This is a genomic window from Streptomyces sp. HUAS ZL42, assembly GCF_040782645.1.
Lineage (GTDB): Bacteria > Actinomycetota > Actinomycetes > Streptomycetales > Streptomycetaceae > Streptomyces.
In genome coordinates, this window is the sequence record NZ_CP160403.1 from 1,477,238 (window position 1) to 1,493,924 (window position 16,687).

Here is a 16,687-nt window from a genome sequence, read left to right on the forward strand (position 1 = left end):
TGGGGCATACCACGATGCGGTGTTCGCCCGGCAGGAAAGTTTCGTAGGACACGGGTTGATCGTGGACGCCGAAAGCACGACACCCGGAGGAAACCATGAAGCACATGCGTCTGTCCCTGCGTTCCCTCACCATCGTGGGAATCTCCGCGACCGGTGGCGCAACCACCCGTTCGACGATCGAACACCTGATGGAAACCTGGGGACAGTCTTCGAGCCTCGGCACCCTCGCCGGCATCGCCGTGGCGCTGTTGATCGCCGAGAAGCTCGACGCCATTATCGCACCGGACAAGACCGACGAGAACTGACCGCGTGACCATTTCGGCACCACATCCCCTCGCACAGGACGCCCCGAGCCGACACGGCCTCGGGGCGTTCCCGCGTATCAAGTCCCTTAAGGTGCCCTCGTGACCGCGTTTATCGACGAGAACCTCCCCGGCCGCCACGGCCCCACCGCCACCACCGAGGCCGACCCGCGCGCGGTCGGCCGGGTGCGCACCGAGTACTCGCCCGCGCACGACGGCGACCCGGATCCCGGGGAGATCGTCTGGACGTGGGTTCCCTTCGAGGAGAACGACGGGCGCGGCAAGGACCGCCCGGTGCTCGTGGTCGCCCGGGAGGGGGCCGGGACCTTCCTGGCCGTCCAGCTGTCCAGCAAGCGGCACGACGGGGACCGCGAGTGGGTGCCGATCGGGAGCGGGCCCTGGGACCGGTCCGGCCGGGACTCATGGGTGGACGTGGACCGCGTGCTGCGGCTGCACGAGGAGGGCATGCGCCGGGAGGCGTGCGCGCTGGACCGGATGCGGTTCAACCTGGTCAGGCACCGGCTGCACGAACGCTACGGCTGGACCTGAAACGCCTGCTCGAAGGCGCCCCGCACCACGCTCCCCCGCGTGCGGTCCAGCACTCCGAACACCACGTGCTCGAAGGCCGCGGCGAACCGCCCGCCGGGGCCCAGCAGCGCCTGGAAGGCGCCCGCCACCTGCGCCGGGTCGTTCCGGAACACCCCGCAGCCCCAGGCGCCCAGCACGAGCCGCCGGTAGCCGTGGGCCGCGGCCGTCTCCAGCACCCGTTCGGCGCGGACCGCGAGGGCATGGGGCAGCTCGGGTGCGCGTTCCGGCGCCGTACGCAGGACCACCCCGGCGTTCGGTGCCGCCGCGGTCAGGAATCCGGCCGTGTACGGCTCGTCCAGCAGTCGGCCGCGGTCGTCCCGGAAGACGGGCACGGCCGGTGAGTGGATGACGCGGTCCGTGTAGAACGGGTCACGGTGGGCACGGTGGTGGTCGTAGAACTCCGGGGCCCGAAGCAGGCACGTGTAGAGCGCGGAGGCGCGGCAGAGGGCCTCCTCCTGGGCCTGCGCGCCGTTCAGGTAGCCGCCCCCGGGGTTGCGCGCGGAGGCGAAGTTGAGGACGGCGACCGGCTGCGCGGCGAGCCGGCGGGCGGCCTCGAAGCTGCTCTCACCCGTGACCTCGACCGACGTGTCCACCGCGGGAGCGTCCGGCACCGGCACCGGGTCCGGCCCGACCATCCGCGTGCCCTTGCGGGCGGCCTCGATCGCCGCCACGAGGGACACCTCGCGCCCGTCCGCCGCGCGATAGCCGCCCGCCGCCACGACACGCTCGGTCTCCTGCGCGATGCCCCGCAGGCGCGCGCTCATGGCGCCACCCCCGTGAGCGCCATGACCGCGCACCGCGCGACCTCTCCGATCCCCCGTGTCTCCCCCGTCGTGCTCATGAACGCATCGTGGGTGATGCTGGTGATGCGGTGCAACAGAGTTTCCCGACCGCGGGAACGACCGGGAAAGCCCTTGGAAACGCCCGGAACGCGCGGATTACCGACCCGGAACGTGCCACTGCGCACCCTTGTGCGAAGCGACACGAGGGTCTTGGGTGGGACGGGTGATGCCGACCCGGCCCACGAAATCCGGGCCGGTGGCATGGTGGAATCTCAGGAGGATCCCGACATGTCCGATTCGGTAAGTGACTGTAGCGACTGTACGGAGGCCCCGGCCGCCGTCACGGAGACCGGGGTGGAGGACCTGGTCAGCGGCATCTGTTTCAAGACGGGACCACCCCGCAGCGTGGGCGTGGAAGTGGAATGGCTCGTCCACGAGCTGCATCTGCCGCAGCTCCCCGTGACACCCGAACGGCTCGAAGCGGCGTACGCCGCACTGCGGACCGTGCCCCTGAGCTCGCCGCTCACCGTCGAACCCGGCGGCCAGCTGGAGCTGAGCTCGCCCCCGGCCGCCTCGCTGATGGAGTGCATCGGCACCGTCTCGGCCGACCTCGACGCCGTCCGCGCGGTACTGCGCGAGCACGATCTCGCGATCGTCGGCCTCGGTACCGATCCCTGGCACTCTCCCCGCCGGTACCTGCGCGAAGCCCGCTACGACGCCATGGAGGCCTGCCTCGACCGCACGGGCCCGGCCGGCCGCGCCATGATGTGCACCTCGGCGTCCGTGCAGGTGTGCCTCGACGCCGGGTACGAGGAGCCCGGCCCGCTCGGGCACGGGCGGCGCTGGTGGCTCGCGCACACGCTGGGCCCGGTGCTGGTGGCCGCCTTCGCCAACTCCCCCGCACTCGACGGCAGCCCCACCGGCTGGCGCTCCACCCGGCAGCTGCTGTGGATGGAGATCGGCGCGGGCCGCGCCGGGGCCCCCGCCCTGGACGGCGAGCCCCGCGGCGCCTGGGCCCGGCATGTGCTGGACGCTCCGGTGATGTGCGTACGACGGGACGGCCCGTGGGACGTGCCGCAGGGCCTGACCTTCCGCGAGTGGATCAGGTCCGGGGTGCCGCGGCAGCCGACCCGCAATGACCTCGACTACCACCTCACGACACTCTTCCCGCCGGTCAGACCCCGTGGCCATCTGGAGCTGCGCATGATCGACGCGCAGCCCGGGGACGACGGGTGGATCGTGCCGCTCGCCGTGACGACCGCCCTCTTCGACGACCCGGAGGCCGCCGAGCTGGCCTACCGCACCGTGAAGCCGCTGGCCGAACGCGCCCTGGGGCTGCCCGCCCCGCACAACCCGCTGTGGCTCGACGCGGCCCGGTCCGGGCTGACCGACCCCGAACTGCACGAGGTCGCCGTCGCCTGTTTCGGCACGGCCCTCGAGGCCCTGCCCCGGCTCGGCGCCACCACCGAGGTCACCGAGGCCGTCACGGCGTACCTGAACCGCTACGTCCTGCGGGGCCGCAGCCCCGCCGACGACCTGCTCGACCGACTGCGCGGCACGGACCTCCCCCAGTCCCTGCTCCGCTCGACCGGGGGGACCCGCACCGCGTACGGGAAGGACATCCGCACATGACCGACGCCGCAACCGGCGCCACGACGGAGCCCGCACTCGACGCCGAGGCGCTCCGGGAACGGGCGCTCACCACGCTCACCACGGCCCGCGACCGCACCACGCTCCTGACCACCTGCGTCGACGAGCCGGACCTCACCGCCCAGCACTCCCCGCTGATGTCACCGCTGGTCTGGGACCTCGCCCACATCGGCAACCAGGAGGAGCTGTGGCTGCTGCGCGCGGTCGCGGGGCGGGAGGCGATGCGGCCCGAGATCGACGGCCTGTACGACGCCTTCGAGCACCCGCGCTCCGAACGGCCCTCGCTGCCGCTGCTGCCGCCCGGCGAGGCCCGCGCCTACGCGTCCGACGTCCGCGGGCGGGCCCTGGACGTCCTGGAGAGCGCCGATTTCCACGGCACGCGGCTTACGGAGGCGGGCTTCGCCTTCGGGATGATCGCCCAGCACGAACAGCAGCACGACGAGACGATGCTGATCACCCATCAGCTCCGCAAGGGGCCGCCGGCCCTGACCGCCCCGGACCCCGAGCCCGCCCCACTGTTCACGGGACCTGCCGAAGTCCTCGTCCCCGGCGGCCCGTTCACCATGGGCACCTCCACCGAGCCGTGGGCCCTGGACAACGAACGGCCCGCGCACCGGCGCGAGGTGGCGCCCTACTACATCGACACGACACCGGTGACGAACGCCGCGTACCAGTCGTTCATCGACGACGGCGGGTACGACAACGAGCGCTGGTGGACGGCGGAGGGCTGGGCGCACATACGTCAGCACTCGATCCACGCCCCGTTGTTCTGGCGCCGGGACGGCAAACAGTGGCTGCGGCGCCGCTTCGGTGTCACCGAGGTCGTGCCGCCCGACGAGCCGGTGCTGCACGTGTGCTGGTACGAGGCCGACGCGTACGCCCGCTGGGCGGGGCGACGGCTGCCCACCGAGGCCGAGTGGGAGAAGGCCGCGCGGCACGACCCCGCGGGCGACCGCTCGATGCGCTACCCCTGGGGCGACACCGACCCGGCGCCCGAGCACGCCAACCTCGGCCAGCGGCATCTGCGTCCCGCATCCGCCGGGAGCTATCCCGAGGGTGAGTCACCGCTCGGCGTACGGCAGTTGATCGGCGACGTGTGGGAGTGGACGGCGAGCGACTTCCTGCCCTACCCCGGGTTCCGGGCGTTCCCGTACAAGGAGTACTCGGAGGTGTTCTTCGGCCCCGAGTACAAGGTGCTGCGCGGCGGTTCGTTCGCCGTGGACTCGGTGGCCTGCCGCGGCACCTTCCGCAACTGGGACTATCCGATCCGGCGGCAGATCTTCTCCGGCTTCCGCACGGCCCGGTCCGCGGGGGACGTCTGATGTGCCGTCACCTGGCCTACCTGGGGCCCGAGGAACCGCTCGGCCGGCTTCTCGTGGAGCCGCCGCACAGCCTGTACCGCCAGTCCTGGGCGCCCCGCCGGCAGCGGTACGGGACGGTCAACGCCGACGGTTTCGGGGTGGGTTGGTACGCCGAGGGCGACCCGCATCCGGCACGGTACCGCCGGGCCGGGCCGATCTGGGCCGACCAGTCCTTCGCCGACCTGGCGAGAGTCGTACGCTCCGGGGCACTGCTCGCCGCCGTACGGGACGCGACCCTCGCGGGCGCCGACGCCGAGGCCGCGGCGGCACCCTACGCCGCGGGCCCCTGGCTGTTCAGCCACAACGGCGCGGTGTCCGGCTGGCCGCGCTCCCTCGCGCCCGTCGCCCAGACCCTGCCCGCCGCGGACCTGCTGTCGATGGAGGCCCGCAACGACTCCGCCTTCGTGTGGGCGCTGGTCCTGGCGCGGCTGCGCGGCGGTGACCAGGAGGGGCAGGCGCTGGCCGACACGGTGCTGGAGGTCGCCGCGGCGGCCCCCGGCTCGCGGCTCAACCTGCTGCTCACCAACGGCGAGGCCATCGCCGCCACTGCCTGGGGCGACACCCTCTGGTACCTCTCCGAGCCCGGCCGGCGCACGGTCGTGGCCTCCGAGCCCCACGACGACGATCCGCACTGGCGGGAGGTCCCCGACCGCACGCTGCTCGCGGCGAGCCGCACGGACATCCTGCTCACCCCGCTCAAGGACCCCGACGAAACCTTGGCACCCGCACTGTCGAAGGAGCCCTCTGCGTGAGCCCGTTCCTTGTCACCCGAACCCTGCCCGAGGACGCGACCGACACCGCGCTGCGCACCGACGTCCTGCGCGGCCTGACCCGTACCCCCAAGACCCTCCCGCCGAAGTGGTTCTACGACGCCCACGGCAGCGAACTCTTCGACCGGATCACGGAACTGCCCGAGTACTACCCCACGCGTGCCGAGCGGGAGATCCTGATCGCCCGGTCCGGCGAGATCGCCGCGGCGAGCCGTGCCCGCACCCTCGTCGAACTGGGGTCGGGCTCCTCCGAGAAGACGCGCCATCTGATCGACGCGCTCGACGGCCTGCACACCTACGTCCCGGTCGACGTGAGCGAGAGCGCGCTCACCCAGGCCGGGCACGCCCTGATCGCCGAGCGGCCGGGGCTGGACGTCCACGCGCTGATCGCCGACTTCACCGAGGCGCTGACCCTGCCGGAGACGCCGGGCCCCCGGCTGCTGGCGTTCCTCGGCGGCACGATCGGCAACCTCCTGCCGGACGAGCGCGCCATGTTCCTGGCCTCGATCCGGGCCCTGCTCGCGCCGGGTGACGCCCTGCTCCTCGGCACGGACCTGGTCAAGGACGAAGACGTCCTGGTCAGGGCGTACGACGACGCGGCCGGTGTGACGGCGGCGTTCAACAAGAACGTCCTGACCGTGGTCAACCGCGAACTGGGCGCCGACTTCGATCCGGACGCCTTCGACCATGTCGCCCTCTGGGACCCTAAGAACGAGTGGATCGAGATGCGGTTGCGGTCCCGCGCGGATCAGACCGTGAAGATTCCCGTCCTCGATCTCGCAGTCGACTTCTCGGCGGGCGAGGAACTGCACACCGAGGTGTCGGCGAAGTTCCGGAAGGAGGGTGTGCGCGACGAACTCGCGTCCGCCGGGCTGACGCTGTCCCGTTGGTGGACCGACGGTGAGGCACGCTTCGCACTGTCCCTGAGCACGGTGAGCTGATCCACCCCACGCCTCGCGCTCCGCCGCGCCTTGGGGCACGGTGGAGTGACGCGTGACATACGTGACGCTCCGGTCGTCACGGCTTCACGGAGAGGAGCACATCCGTATGTCGAACCACATCTACCGCGTCACGGAGATCGTCGGCAGCTCGCAGGAGGGCGTCGACGACGCCATCCGCAACGGCATCGCCCGCGCCTCGCAGACCCTGCGGAACCTGGACTGGTTCGAGGTGACGCAGGTGCGTGGCCAGCTCGAGAACGGGCAGATCGCGTACTGGCAGGTCGGTCTGAAGGTCGGCTTCCGGCTCGAGGACACGGCCTGACGTCCGTCCCGGCAGGACTCAGGTCCGCCCCTCCCGTTCCTGGGCCGCCTCCAGCGCGGCCGACGGGGCCGTCCAGCGTGCCCGTACGACGGTGAAGCCCGCCCGTTCCGCGTCCTCGCACACCAACTCGTCGTCGTCCACGAGGACCCGGATCTCCCGCGTACGGGCCAGGCGGCGAAGGATCTCCAGCTTGGTGCGCCGCGCCGGCCTGCGGTCGTCGTTGCGCCGCATGTACACGCGCCCCTCGGGCAGCCCGTGCGCCGCGACCCAGGCCAGAGTGTCGCGCCGGCAGCGCTCGGGCCGTCCCGTGAGGTAGACGACCTCGCACTCCTGCGCGCTCTCCAGCACCAGCTCGATGCCCTCCGCGATCGGCGGATCCTGCGGCGCGGCGGCGAAGAAGGCGTCCCAGTCACGCGGCCTGCGCTCCAGGAACCGCTGCCGGTGCGCCGTGTCGGCGAGGGTGTTGTCCAGGTCGAACACGGCGAGCGGACGCTTGCTGCTGTCGGTCACGCCACCACCCTAGCCCTGCACACCCCGGCAACCTCCGCGCCCCGGGCGGCCACTGCTGTGCGACAGAGCCGACAGGCGGACAGCGGACAGGCGGAGGCGGGAGGCCCCCATGCGCAACACGTCGATCTGGACGGTGGCACCGAATTCGAGCCGGCCTGCCCGGAACAAGCCAACAGGAACATCAGTTCCTTCCCGAAGTTGATTGCCGAAAGACGCTGCTGCAATACTCCGCATCCACGCCACCCGAAATTCCGATACCACGCTTTGTGTTCCACACCGAATCGACAGAACCGCAGCCGATATCCGACCATCCCGCATTTCACGATCTGCGGCGTGCCCAACGGCACTTCGGCCCCTGGGCGACGGTTCTGTCGGTCGGCGGATTCCTGTCGTACGTGCTGTTGTCGAGATTCCTTCCAGCCGTGATGAACCAACCGCTGCTCGGCCGTCTCACCCTGGGACTCGCCCTCGGTCTCGCACAGTTCGCCGTCATGGCCGTGACCGCCTGGCGCTGCACCCGGCACATGCGCACCCGGGTCGACCCGCTCGCCCGCAGTCTCCGGTCCCATCTCCACCACCGCCGGCAGCCCGTCGCCCCCGGCACGAGGGAGCCGCGCACGTGGTGACCACAGCCGCCGCCGTCGCCGACCGGTTCAGTCTGCAGCTGACCTTCGTGCCGTTCGTGTCGGTCGTCGTGGTCACCCTGTTCACGGCGCTGCTGACGGCCCCGCAGGGCGACGAGATCAGCGAGTTCTATCTCGGCGACCGCGCCATGTCGCCGCTGCGCAACGGCCTCGCGATGTGCGGGGACCACCTGTCCGCCGCGACCCTGCTGGGCAGCACCGGACTCGTCGCACCGACCGGGTACGACGGACTGCTGTACCTGGGCGGCACCGTGGTCGCCTGGATGACGGTACTGCTGCTGATCGCCGAACCCCTGCACCGGGCGGGCCGGTTCACCCTGGGCGACACACTCGCGCTGCGCCTGCCCCGGAAGCAGCGGCCGGTCCGGCTCGCCCTGTCGGTGTGCACCCTCGCCATCACGACGCTCTATCTGGTGGCCCAACTCGTGGGCAGCGTGGCCCTGCTGACCCAGTTCACCGGCGAACCCGGCGCCACCACCCGGACCCTGTGCGTGGTCGTGATCGGCACGATCGTCATCGTCTACGCCTCGCTCGGCGGCATGCCCGGGGCCACGGTCATCCAGATCATCAAGGCCGTGATGCTGGTGTCGGGCGTGACCATTACCGCGGTGATGGTGCTCCACCACCACTGGAACGTCAACGCCCTGCTCGGCGCGGCCGCCGACCACAGCGGACACGGCACACGATTCCTGGAACCCGGTCTGCGCTACGGCGCCGGAACCGCCAGCAAGCTGGACTTCTTCAGCCTTGAACCGGCCATCGTCTTGGGACTCGCCGCACTCCCCCACGTACTGATGCGGCTGCTCGCGCCGCGCACCGGCGCCGTACTGCGCTCCTCCGTCGTCTGGGCCGTGGGCCTGGTCGGACTGGTCTGGCTGGCGGCGGGCATCCTCGGCCTCGGCGCCACCGCGGTCGTCGGCCGGGACACCATCGCGGGAACGGACCACAAGGGCGACACGGCCGTCCTGCTCCTCGCCCACGCCCTGGGCGGCGGTGTCCTCACCGCCCTCCTGTCCTGCCTGGCCTTCGTCACGCTGCTCGCCGTCGCGGCCGGCCTCACCCTCGCCGCGGCCTCGTCCCTCGCCCACGACCTGTACAGCGCGGTGATCCGCAGGGGCCGCGCGAGCCAGCGGGAGGAACTGACCGTCGCCCGCCCGGCCGCGGTCGTCATCGGCGTCCTGGGCATCCTGCTCGCGCTCCTCGCCTGGGGCACCGACACCGCGACGCTGGCGTTCCTCGCCTTCGCCATCGCGGCGTCGGCGATCCTGCCGACGATCGTGTACACGCTCTTCTGGCGGGGCTTCACGGGCCGGGGCGCGCTGATCGGCCTGTGGGGCGGGCTGCTGTGCTCGGTAGGCCTCGTCGTGTTCTCCCCGGTCGTCTCCTCCACCCCGACCTCGCTCTACCCGGCCTCGGACTTCGCCCGGTTCCCCCTCCAGAACCCCGGCATCGTCTCCATCCCGGCGGGCTTCCTGCTGGGCTGGCTCGGATCGGTGCCCGGCACCCGGCACGAGGACGCGACGTACGAGGACTTCGAGGTACGGATGCTCGTGGGCTCGGACCCCGCCCCGTCCTGACTATTCTGGTGAAGGGTGGTCCTGCTCGCGGCGAGCGAGAAGGGAGCCGTCGGTGACAGGGCGGACAGCCGAAGAGATGGCCACGGACACGCTACGGCAGGCACGGGACGCCGCGGCCGACGAGGCGTGGGCCGATGCCTACCGCCTGCTGAGCGGCCTGGACGCAGCCCGTCTGACCCCGGACGACCGTGCCGCCTTCGCCGACGCCGCCTGGTGGACGAGCCGCGTCGAGGAGTCGATCACCCAGCGGATGAAGGCCTACTCCGGGTACGCGGCGACGGGGGCTTCCCAGCGGGCGGGACTCATGGCCTGGCTGCTGTTCTACGAGCACCGGCTCGCGGGCCGCGCGGCCGTGGCCGCCGGCTGGCTGCGCCGGGCCCGGCGACATCTGCGCGGCGAGCCGGAGTGCGTCGAGCAGTGCTATCTCGCCTGGGTCGATGCGGAAGAGGCGCAGGAGCGCGGCGCGTTCGACGAGGCGATGGCCTCGGCGCGGCACATGGCCGCGATCGCACGGCGCTGCGGCAGCCCGGACCTGCACGCCATGAGCCTCCAGACACAGGGCGCCGTCCTGGTGGCCCGTGGCCGGGTCGCCGACGGACTCGATCTGCTCGACGACGCGATGTGCTCGGCCGTCGCGGGGGAGCTCAGCGCCTTCTTCACCGGGTGGATCTACTGCCTGGGCCTGCAGCAGTGCATGGCCTGCGCCGACCTCGAGCGGGCCGCCGAATGGACCGACGCGGCCATGAGGTGGTGCGCCTCGATGCCGGCGGAGAACAACTTCCGCGGACTGTGCCGGGTGCACCGGGCGGAGGTGCTGGAACTGCGGGGCAGCTGGCCGCGGGCAGTGGACGAAGCCGTACGGACATGCGAGGAGCTGCTTCCGTACGAGCGGAGGATGGCCGCCGAGGCGGTCTACCTGATCGGAGAGATCCAGCGGCGGCGCGGAGAGCTGACCGCGGCCGAGGAGTCGTACGACCGGACGTACGAGCTCGGCCGCGATCCGCAACCCGGCCTGGCCCTGCTGCGGCTGGCCCAGGGAAAGCCGGAGGCCTCGGCCGCGGCACTGCGACGAGCCCTCGCAGGTGACGGCGGAGGCCGTCTGAGGCGGTGCGGGCTACTTGCGGCCCAGGTCGAGGTCTCCCTCGCGCTCGGCCGACTCGACGAGGCACGCACGGCGGCCGGCGAGCTGGAGGCCATGGCCCTGGACTGGCAGCGGCGGCGCGGCTCGACGGCGACCGCGCTGCACGCGAGCGCGGCGTCGGCGGGCGGCGCGGTGGCGTTCGCGGAACGCGACCTCGACGGTGCCCTGCACCTGCTGCACCGCGCGCTGGCGCTCTGGCTGGAGTTGGCGGTGCCGTACGAGGCGGCCCAGGTGCGCATGACGCTGGCGGCCGCCGACCGCGACGCGGGCGACGCAGAGGGAGCTCGGATGGAGCTGCGGGCGGCATGGCAGGCCTTCGAGCAGCTGGGCGCCGCACCCGACGCACGCCGGGCCGCCGCCCTGCTCGCCGATGCGCGCCGCCCGCAGCCGGGCGGACTCACGGAGCGGGAGATCCAGGTGCTGCGACTGGTCGCGGCGGGCCGGACGAACCGGACCATTGCCGAGGAACTGGTGATCAGCGAGCACACCGTCGCCCGGCACCTCAACAACATCTTCGCCAAGCTCGACGTGTCCTCGCGGGCCGCGGCCACGGCGTACGCCTGCACCCACGGTCTGGCGTGAGTCGCATGGGCCGTTCTGCCCATGGCCGCCCCGCCGGACATGGGCGGTTCCGGCGATGAGCACGCCCCGGGTCCCCGCGTAGACCTGGGGTGTACCCCTTCCCCGACTCTGGAGTGGAAAGCAGGTGGCGGCCATGACCACCTACCCCCCGACCCTCGACCACCGATTGCTGGAGCGGCTGCGCGGAGCCGTGCGCGGCAACATCGTGCAGCCCGGCGACCCGGACTACGACGAGGCACGCAAGGTCTACAACGCCATGCACGACAAACGGCCCGCGATCGTGGTCGGGGCCGTCGACGCCGGCGACGTCATGGCCACGGTGGACTTCGCCCGTGACCAGGGCCTCCAGCTCGCCGTGCGCGGCGGCAGCCACAGCGTTCCCGGCTACGGGACCTGCGACGGCGGCGTCGTCCTCGACCTCGGACGGATGCGCGGCATCCGCGTCGATCCGGACGCCCGCAGGGCCTCGGTCGAGGGCGGCTGCACCTGGGCGGACGTCAACCACGCCACGCACGCTTTCGGTCTGGCCGTGACCGGCGGGATCGTGTCCACCACCGGGGTGGGTGGCCTGACGACGGGTGGCGGCATGGGCTATCTGGCCCGGCGCTGCGGTCTGGCCTGCGACAACCTGGTCTCCGTGGATGTGGTGACGGCGGACGGGCACTTCGTGACCTGCACCGACGAGCAGAACAGCGACCTCATGTGGGCCGTGCGCGGTGGCGGCGGGAACTTCGGAGTCGTCACATCCTTCACGTATCGGCTGCACCCCGTCGCCGGCATTCTGGGCGGGCCGACGTTCTATCCACTGGCCGGCGACGTGATCCGCCGGTACCGGGAGCTGATCGCCGAGTCCGGCGAGAACCTCGGCGCCGTGCTCGTCGTCGGGCTCGGACCGCCGGTGCCGTTCCTGCCCGAACGATGGCACGGCCGACCGCTGTGTGGCGTGGTCGCCTGCTGGACCGGACCGGAGGACGAGGACGACGGCATCCGTGAGCGCCTCGCCGCCCTCGGACCCGTTGCGGGCCGACACGTGGAGCGCATGCCCTACCCGGTGATCAACACCCTCTTCGACGACCTCGTGCCCGCCGGCCTCTTCCACTACTGGAAGGGTTCCTTCACCCAGGGCCTGCCCGACGGCGCCATCGACGCGTTCGTCGAGTACGGCGACTCGACCCCCTCCATCCAGAGCGTGACGGTCGTCTTCCCCGTCGACGGCGCCTGCCACCGGGTCGGTCCCGGGGACACCGCCTTCTCCTACCGGGACGCCGACTACTCGATCGCGCTCAGCCCGACCCTCACCACCCGGGAGGACTGCGAGGCCCAGAAGGACTGGGTCCGCGCCTTCCACGGAGCGCTCGAACCGCACTCGATGCAGGGCGGCTACGTCAACTTCATGGACGCCGACGACCAGGACCGCGTGCAGGTCAACTACCGCGACAACCACACCCGTCTGACGGCTCTGAAGCGGCGCTACGATCCCGGCAACCTGTTCCGCCTCAACCACAACATCGCACCATGAGGAATCCTGCGGGCCTCCCGTTGTTGAACCGTGCATGAACTCCGTGATCGCCTCGACCCGCTTCTCCGTTCTCGACCGTTCCCGCACCCGCGAGGGCCGCACGAACGGTGAGGCGCTGCGCGACACCGTGCGGCTGGCGCGCGAGGTCGAGGAGCTCGGGTACCACCGGTTCTGGGTGTCGGAGCACCACGGTGTGCCCGGGGTCGCCGGTTCCGCGCCGACCGTGCTGGCAGCCGCCGTGGCCGGCGCGACGCGCACGATCCGGGTCGGTACCGGCGGGGTGATGCTGCCCAACCACCGGCCGCTGGTCGTGGCCGAGCAGTTCGGGGTGCTGGAGTCCCTCTTCCCGGGGCGGATCGACATGGGGCTGGGACGCTCGGTGGGCTTCACCGACGGGGTGCGCAGGGCCCTCGGGCGCGACAAGGGCGACGCCGAGGACTTCGCGGCGCAGCTCGACGAGCTGCTCGGATGGTTCCGGGGCACCTCTCCCACGGGTGTCCACGCGCGTCCGGCCGAGGGCCTGACGGTGCCGCCGTTCGTGCTGGCGATGGGCGAGGGCGCGGGGATCGCGGCCCGCGCCGGGCTGCCGATGGTCATCGGCGACCTCCGCAACCGGGAGAAGACGCAGCGCGGCATCGACCACTACCGCGCGCACTTCCGGCCATCCCCCTGGGCGAGCGAGCCGTACGTCGTGATCTCCGGCACCGTCGCAGTGGCCGCCACGCCCGAGGAGGCACGGCGGCTGCTGATCCCGGAGGCCTGGTCCATGGCGTACTCCCGCACGCACGGCACCTTCCCGCCGCTGCCGCGGGCCGAGGAAGCCGAGGGCCGCACGATGACCGCGAAGGAACGGGGCTTCTACGAGTCAGGGCTCACCGGCCACATCGCCGGCACCGAGGACCAGGTCGCCCACGAGCTGGAAACGGTGCTGAAGGAGACGGGTGCGCAGGAGGTCCTCGTGACGACCAGCACGTACGACCGTACGGCCCTGCTGGACTCCTACCGGCGGCTCGCCGCCGTCTTCGGCGGACCTGAAGGTCTCCAGCTTCTGTGCTCCTGCCAGGAGTGGTAATGGTCGACCAGCGTCTCCTCGATCGGGCGGTAGGTCAGTCCCAGTTCGTCGATGCTCCGGCTGTTGTCGACCCGGAACCGGATACCGAGGTGTTTGCGGATGTAGTCCTGGGTCAGCCCGAACGCCGGCCCCAGGATGCGAACGGGCCAGTGCGGGAGGGCGGTTCGGGGGAGGCGCGGGTTTCTCGGGTGGTGCCTGAGGAGGATCTTCGACATCTCGTGGAACGAGGTCATCTCCCGCGCCGCGACGATGTAGCGGCCATGTGCCTCCGGTCGCTCGGCCGCCGCGATGTGGGCCTGCGCGACGTCCCGCACATCCACCGTGGTGAAGCTGAAGTCCGGGGCGCCGTAGAAGAAGTAGCCCTTGAGGAGTTCGTCCAGGAGGAACAGGCTGCCGGAGTCCGAGGCCGGGGTGAGGGAGGGGCCCAGGATCAGACCGGGGTTGACGGAGACCATGCGCCAGCGGTCCTGGGCCCCCTCCGCCTCCCACGCCGCCTGCTCCGCCACCGTCTTCGCGTAGTGGTACGGGTTGTTCTCCACCGTGCTCGACGTGTTGAAGTACTTCTCCGACAGGACCCTGTCGTCCATCTCCAGTACGTCGGCGTAGTCTCCGAAGATCGCGCCCACGGTGGACGTGAACACCAGCCGCTGGACCGCCTCCGTACGCCCGATCCCCGCCAGCACGTTGCGCGTGCCGAGCAGCGCCGGCTCGACCATGTCCCTGCGGCCGTCCCTGATCTTCTCCGGCATCAGGAACGGCGAGGCCACGTGGAAGACGACCGAGCAGCCCTTCATCGCCTCGTCGAACGACCCCTCCGTCAGCAGGTCCGCCTCGAAGATCTCCAGTCGCCCCGTCTCCTGCATCGCCCGCAGCGGCTTCAGCTTCGCCTCGTTAGCCGTACTGCGCACGGTGGTGCGCACCCGGTAGCCGCGCTCCAGAAGCTGCCGCACCAGATGGGCGGCCAGGAAGCCGCTGCCGCCCGTCACCAGGACCGTGCCTTCGACGCCGCTCACTTGCGCTCCCATCAGAAGGTCGGGAGGCGCCATGATCCCACCAGGACCGGGCAACGGCCCCCGGCTTACGAGGAATTCGTGGAACGGCCACGGCCGCCCCACCGTTAACGGTCACCGCTCGCGGGAGCTGGACGTGCTGCTCGTGTCGCTCGAAGGTCCGCGGGGCGCCGCGACGGCCGGGGAAGGCCCCCGGCCGCCCAGGAGCTCGCGCATCACCCACCGCCGGGCTGGAGCACCGCCCACCTACTGGAAACCCTGGAGCACATCGCGGGGACGGCCGACGTGTCCGATCGGGTCGTGGCGATGGCCCGCCGGGCCGGGCACGGCGCGGTGCTCGCGTCGGGCGGGGGCCCCGGCCTGATGCGTCCCCGGTAGCGAACATGCCTCGGCGGCCCGGGCGAGCGCCCGTCGGTCCCTGTGGCTGCCCGGCGTGATCGCGGGCGGCACCTCGACCTCGGCCACCAGACCGCGCGCCGACACCACCCGCCACACCGAAGCGAGCAGCGAGTCCTCGCCGACGAAGGCCGGTGCCGTGCTGGCTGCTCCGCCGGCCACCCGGTACCGGATGCGCACGGGCTGGACCGGGACGTGCGCGTCGAGCGCGGCCTGGAAGACGGCCCGCCGGAAGTGCCCCTGGGCGCGGCCGCACCATGTGCTGCCCTCGGGGAACACCGCGACGGCCTGCCCGTCGCGCAGCGCCCGGGCGATGCGCCCGACCGTGTCCGGCAGTGCGCGCAGCCGGTCCCGGTCGATGAACAGGACACCGCCGCGTGCGGCGAGCGGGCCCGCCACAGGCCACTGCCGGATCTCGGTCTTGGCGAGCATCCTGGCCGGGCGTACGGCGGCGAGCAGCGGGATGTCCAGCCAGGAGATGTGGTTGGCGACGAGGAGCAGCCCGCCGGTGGGAGCGGCATCTCCCGTGATGTTCACCCGCACCCCGGCGGCCCGCACGATCCACCGGCACCAGCACCGCACCAACCCGGCGGGGATCCGCCCTGCGAGCGGCGTCAGCACGACCCCGGCGAGGACCAGGGCCACGACCGCCGCGAGCCGCAGCACGGCCCGCGGTACGGCCGCGGCGGACCCCGCCGGCTCCACGCACGCGCCCGGAGTGCAGGGCGCGCCGGGCAGCCAGACGCTCATCAGGCCGGGACGAGGGAGAGGAAGTGCTTCAGGTAGCGCGGGTTGACCCGGCGCATCGACAGCAGCACGTACAGGTCGGCGACCCCGAAGTCCGGGTCGTGGGCGGGCTCGGCGCACACCCAGGCGCCGAGGCGGAGGTAGCCGCGCAGGAGGGCGGGGAGTTCGGTGCGCGCGGGGGCGGTCACGTCCTTGGGCACCCAGGGCAGCAGCGGTCGTACCCGGTACTCCTCCGGTGCCAGGTACTTCTCGCGCACCCGGTCCCAGGTGCCGGCGGCGAGGGCGCCGCCGTCGGCCAGCGGGATGGAGCAGCAGCCGGTGAGCCACTCGTGGCCGCGGTCCACCATGTAGCGGGCGATCCCGGCCCAGATCAGGCCGATGACCGCGCCGTCCCGGTGGTCGGGGTGCACGCAGGAGCGGCCGACCTCGACCATGCCCGGCCGGATGGCGTCCAGCGGCGCCAGGTCGAACTCGCCCTCCGAGTAGAGCCGCCCGGCGACCGCGGCCCGCTCGGGCGGCAGCAGCCGGTACGTGCCGACGACCTGGTCGGTCAGCGTGTCCCGGACGAGCAGGTGGTCGCAGTACGCGTCGAAGGGGTCGACGTCGAGCCCCGGCTGCGGGGTGGCCAGAAGGGCCCCCATCTCCCCGGCGAACACGTCGTGCCGCAGCCGCTGCGCGGCCCGCACGTCGGCCTCGTCGCGGGCCAGGGTCACGGTGTAGCGGGTCGGTGCCACGTTCTGCTGGGGACGATCGAGGGTGGAAACGCCGGTCAT

At 71.9% G+C, this 16,687-nt stretch carries 17 protein-coding genes; 12 read left to right on the forward strand and 5 right to left on the reverse strand.

The features are described from left to right. The first annotated feature begins 95 nt into the window (after positions 1-95). Positions 96-305 (forward strand): hypothetical protein, encoded by a 210-nt coding sequence (locus ABZO29_RS06930; protein ID WP_367319248.1) that lies wholly within the window; start codon positions 96-98, stop codon positions 303-305. A gap of 99 nt (positions 306-404) precedes the next feature. Continuing rightward, complete coding sequence (locus ABZO29_RS06935; RefSeq protein WP_367319249.1) at positions 405-851, forward strand: type II toxin-antitoxin system PemK/MazF family toxin; 447 nt, start codon at positions 405-407, stop codon at positions 849-851. Here the strand turns inward: ABZO29_RS06935 and ABZO29_RS06940 are convergent. Then, a complete protein-coding gene (locus ABZO29_RS06940) occupies positions 836-1,654 on the reverse strand; it encodes a TIGR02452 family protein (RefSeq protein WP_367319250.1) in 819 nt (272 codons plus the stop codon). The two genes, ABZO29_RS06935 and ABZO29_RS06940, sit on opposite strands and share 16 nt — an antisense overlap. Before the next feature lie 306 nt (positions 1,655-1,960). On the opposite strand from ABZO29_RS06940, the gene egtA reads away from it, so the two are divergent. From egtA to ABZO29_RS06965, 5 genes are all read left to right on the forward strand, one after another. After that, complete coding sequence (egtA, locus tag ABZO29_RS06945) at positions 1,961-3,304, forward strand: ergothioneine biosynthesis glutamate--cysteine ligase EgtA (protein WP_367319251.1); 1,344 nt, start codon at positions 1,961-1,963, stop codon at positions 3,302-3,304. Continuing rightward, positions 3,301-4,644, forward strand: a complete 1,344-nt coding sequence (gene egtB, locus ABZO29_RS06950; protein WP_367319252.1) for an ergothioneine biosynthesis protein EgtB — start codon at positions 3,301-3,303, stop codon at positions 4,642-4,644. The genes egtA and egtB overlap by 4 nt, the downstream gene beginning before the upstream one ends. Then, complete coding sequence (egtC, locus tag ABZO29_RS06955) at positions 4,644-5,435, forward strand: ergothioneine biosynthesis protein EgtC (protein WP_367319253.1); 792 nt, start codon at positions 4,644-4,646, stop codon at positions 5,433-5,435. The genes egtB and egtC overlap by 1 nt, the downstream gene beginning before the upstream one ends. Then, positions 5,432-6,394, forward strand: a complete 963-nt coding sequence (gene egtD, locus ABZO29_RS06960) for an L-histidine N(alpha)-methyltransferase (protein WP_367319254.1) — start codon at positions 5,432-5,434, stop codon at positions 6,392-6,394. Before egtC ends, egtD begins: the two co-directional genes overlap by 4 nt. A 106-nt stretch (positions 6,395-6,500) precedes the next feature. Continuing rightward, complete coding sequence (locus ABZO29_RS06965; RefSeq protein WP_367319255.1) at positions 6,501-6,716, forward strand: dodecin; 216 nt, start codon at positions 6,501-6,503, stop codon at positions 6,714-6,716. An 18-nt stretch (positions 6,717-6,734) separates the two neighbouring features. Here the strand turns inward: ABZO29_RS06965 and ABZO29_RS06970 are convergent, their stop codons facing one another. Continuing rightward, positions 6,735-7,226 carry a hypothetical protein gene (locus ABZO29_RS06970; protein ID WP_367319256.1) on the reverse strand — a complete coding sequence of 164 codons (492 nt, stop codon included), beginning with the start codon at positions 7,224-7,226 and terminating at the stop codon, positions 6,735-6,737. A 266-nt stretch (positions 7,227-7,492) separates the two neighbouring features. Here ABZO29_RS06970 and ABZO29_RS06975 point away from each other — a divergent pair, with 266 nt between their 5' ends. The 5 genes from ABZO29_RS06975 (at position 7,493) to ABZO29_RS06995 (ending at position 13,761) form a co-directional block, all read left to right on the forward strand. Then, positions 7,493-7,852, forward strand: a complete 360-nt coding sequence (locus ABZO29_RS06975; protein ID WP_367319257.1) for a DUF485 domain-containing protein — start codon at positions 7,493-7,495, stop codon at positions 7,850-7,852. Next, positions 7,846-9,447 (forward strand): cation acetate symporter, encoded by a 1,602-nt coding sequence (locus ABZO29_RS06980; protein WP_367319258.1) that lies wholly within the window; start codon positions 7,846-7,848, stop codon positions 9,445-9,447. Before ABZO29_RS06975 ends, ABZO29_RS06980 begins: the two co-directional genes overlap by 7 nt. A 52-nt stretch (positions 9,448-9,499) precedes the next feature. Then, positions 9,500-11,170 (forward strand): LuxR C-terminal-related transcriptional regulator, encoded by a 1,671-nt coding sequence (locus tag ABZO29_RS06985; RefSeq protein ID WP_367319259.1) that lies wholly within the window; start codon positions 9,500-9,502, stop codon positions 11,168-11,170. A gap of 133 nt (positions 11,171-11,303) precedes the next feature. Continuing rightward, complete coding sequence (locus tag ABZO29_RS06990; protein WP_367319260.1) at positions 11,304-12,689, forward strand: FAD-binding oxidoreductase; 1,386 nt, start codon at positions 11,304-11,306, stop codon at positions 12,687-12,689. A 34-nt stretch (positions 12,690-12,723) separates the two neighbouring features. Beyond that, positions 12,724-13,761, forward strand: coding sequence for an LLM class flavin-dependent oxidoreductase (locus tag ABZO29_RS06995; protein ID WP_367319261.1), 1,038 nt, complete (start codon positions 12,724-12,726; stop codon positions 13,759-13,761). On the opposite strand, the gene ABZO29_RS07000 is transcribed toward ABZO29_RS06995, so the two are convergent. The 3 genes from ABZO29_RS07000 to ABZO29_RS07010 all read right to left on the reverse strand — a co-directional run bounded on the left by ABZO29_RS07000 (position 13,689) and on the right by ABZO29_RS07010 (position 16,687). After that, complete coding sequence (locus tag ABZO29_RS07000) at positions 13,689-14,786, reverse strand: NAD-dependent epimerase/dehydratase family protein (protein ID WP_367319262.1); 1,098 nt, start codon at positions 14,784-14,786, stop codon at positions 13,689-13,691. The genes ABZO29_RS06995 and ABZO29_RS07000 overlap by 73 nt on opposite strands. A gap of 231 nt (positions 14,787-15,017) precedes the next feature. Beyond that, positions 15,018-15,917, reverse strand: a complete 900-nt coding sequence (locus ABZO29_RS07005) for a lysophospholipid acyltransferase family protein (RefSeq protein WP_367319263.1) — start codon at positions 15,915-15,917, stop codon at positions 15,018-15,020. After that, positions 15,917-16,687: a GNAT family N-acetyltransferase gene (locus ABZO29_RS07010; protein ID WP_367319264.1), complete on the reverse strand. Its 771-nt coding sequence runs from the start codon at positions 16,685-16,687 to the stop codon at positions 15,917-15,919. Before ABZO29_RS07010 ends, ABZO29_RS07005 begins: the two co-directional genes overlap by 1 nt.